Raw genomic sequence first — 2,519 nt, 5'->3', positions numbered from 1 at the left:
TACCTGAAGCAACACCGCTTATATACCCGCACACTTGGAATTATTTGAGTCTCTAAAAATGAGGGGATCTCTGAGGTATGGAACGACAGTCGTTCAGAAGGCCTTCGATGAACTAACCAATGGCTTCAAACGGGCCAAGATGCCTCATCTGTATGTTGAAGCGATAGTTTCGACTTCTAACGAGCCTTCAAAGAGGCTCGCGCGAAACCTATTCTCGAGCGCACCAGAAGAATGCACAGATGGCGCATCGGGACAGCCCGCACTGCAGTACGTCAGGCAGTTATTTTGAGCATGCCACCTAATTCAGGCGTTAGGCTGCCGCACATGAGGAGTCTGTGATGCATTGGATAAAAATAATGCGATTATTTTGGTTGTGCTCATCAATTGCGGCTATTACCATCGCACAGTATTCATTTACAGGCATACAGACATCTGAGGTTTCTGGCAACCTAACTTTTTATATGCTTATAACCTCAGCGCCTTCCAGCATCCTGGCTTGTATTCTAATGTTTCCAGCAATCAACATACTTCAAGATTTCAACTTATTCCCATACAACAGTCGAGTGGCCTTATCCGCCATATGGGCAGTTTATTTTTTACTTGGGTTACTTCAGTGGTTCATCATTCCTTTGTTCTGGCAACGCAAGAAGCCTAACAAATAAATAAACTTTGCTTCAGCCCTTCGGGCTTCCGCCGGACCCGCTTCGCGGTCCGGTTATTTAAAATGTTATACGATACAAATGGTACGCATGAATGCTTATTGAACGAAGTATTGCAGATGATTTATTATATAAATATCAAGCGGTGATGATGTACTTGAATGGTGGATTGCTTCCAAATGGCGCTTTGGAGTTTGCAGCCATTCGACCTGAAATTTATAACTGCCTTGATGAAATTAATGATGCAATGTCAGGTGTTGTTGGTGGCGATTTTGTGAACAACCTGAGACGTGCAGTTTATGGAAAATTCATATATCTTAAAAATTATAAAGATGGTTATGCTTTTATGCATATAGAGACAGGTGCTTTCTATATGGCATTTGCATTAACAACGCGCATCGAAGAACTATCCAAAGAGTTTGCCGTGGTTAATACCGCACTAATCCCATTTAACGGAATTCTTGTGTGTGATGGCCTACTGGCAACATACGATGTCACATTAGGTAAAAACTACATCAAAGAAATCCGTGATGCTTATTGGAAAGCAAAGCGGAGCGGCTCGCTAATTAGATTTGTATAACAAATAGTTCAAGTCGTTCGCTTCGCTCACTGGGACGCGCATAAAGCCGCGCGCCCCATAACTAAAATGTTATGCACTCAAATAAACTGAATTAACCATGGAGGTTTAAATATGATTCAATATGATCAAGATGCGATCATCGAGTTTGACGACGGAGTTTTAGCTTGGGTAGATAATGATTCCGGATTGATGTGGGAAGTTAAGAGTGAAGAGAATATCGACTTTATGTATGTATGGCACAAAAACAAAGTCGATGATATAGCAGAATCATGCAAGCCTAAACTTGAGCCAGAGATACGTGATTGTACTAGTTATGTCGAAAGGATGAATAGAGAGCTTTATGCAGGGTTTAGCGATTGGAGGCTACCAACGAAAGAAGAGTTACAATCATTGATAAATAATAACGGTGAAGGAAGGTACATTAAAGATCCGTTACGTTATAACACTTGCCCAGCTTACTGGAGCGACTCCCCAACTATGGTTGTGAATGTTTATAAGGCTTCAGTAGCTGAGTGGAAAGATACAGCACACATACCAGGAGTACATATTGTTGACTTCGTTAAACCTGATACTCTGGGCTATGAGCCCGGAAACACTCTTTGGATACGTTGTGTAAGAACACTAGATTGAGTTTGTTGGTTAGTAATTCGTTAAATCTCCCTGGAGAAAGCTAAAATGTATTTGCAAAATACTATTCAGTATCAAAAATGGCGGTGAACTGTCACCTCTTGAATGCGAAGAAATTAACAAAGAGTTGGCTCTCGTTAAGGTAGAGGATTTACCTTCTGAGCAGTACGAAAACGTAAAGTCATATATCATTCAAGCACTAAACTATAACTCTGTAGACACTGACTTAGTCCAAAGCCTCGAAAGCCTACTTAGTGATTTGGAAGAGCTGCATAATCGGGTAGCCGGGGGTTTCTAGCCCCCAGCCCCCACAACACCCTGCGTGCGGGTCCGCACAGGGCGTTTCACTTAGAATGGTGAAGCCGTATCCAACCATCGCGCAGCGCAAACAATCCTTGGGATTTCAGATAGGCGTTCGATAACGCCTGCTGGATCCCCGGGGTTTTCGAGCTACGCCATGGGCCTTTACTGGTGATGCCACATGCCACCGCCGTCCGAACGTGGACGCCCCGGCTCATCAGGTTCCGTACCTTGGTGCGCGGCTTTCGCCACTGCCGCCAGTAGGCCATCCGTATCTGCATATTCCGGCCGATCATGAACACCGATTCCGGTTCAACGTGAACACCATTTCCGGACCAATGTGAACGCTCATT

At 43.8% G+C, this 2,519-nt stretch carries 3 protein-coding genes; 2 read left to right on the top strand and 1 reads right to left on the bottom strand.

Annotation, left to right across the window (positions count from 1 at the left end; genetic code table 11):
• The first annotated feature begins 753 nt into the window (after positions 1-753).
• Both OKB81_RS19990 and OKB81_RS19985 read left to right on the top strand, forming a co-directional pair.
• The gene (locus OKB81_RS19990) at positions 754-1,239 is read left to right on the top strand and encodes a hypothetical protein (RefSeq protein ID WP_270805412.1); all 486 of its coding nucleotides are present in this window, start codon (positions 754-756) and stop codon (positions 1,237-1,239) included.
• A gap of 111 nt (positions 1,240-1,350) precedes the next feature.
• Positions 1,351-1,869 (top strand): Lcl C-terminal domain-containing protein, encoded by a 519-nt coding sequence (locus OKB81_RS19985; protein WP_270805411.1) that lies wholly within the window; start codon positions 1,351-1,353, stop codon positions 1,867-1,869.
• 341 nt (positions 1,870-2,210) lie between these two features.
• On the opposite strand, the gene OKB81_RS19980 is transcribed toward OKB81_RS19985, so the two are convergent.
• Positions 2,211-2,519: hypothetical protein (locus OKB81_RS19980; RefSeq protein ID WP_442866126.1), on the bottom strand; the 309-nt coding region annotated here is incomplete at its 5' end.

The sequence above is a fragment of the Aeromonas sp. QDB56 genome (assembly GCF_027705505.1).
Lineage (GTDB): Bacteria > Pseudomonadota > Gammaproteobacteria > Enterobacterales > Aeromonadaceae > Aeromonas > Aeromonas caviae.
Note: the sequence above shows the minus strand (reverse complement) of the source record. Positions and strands in the feature narration are given on the sequence as shown.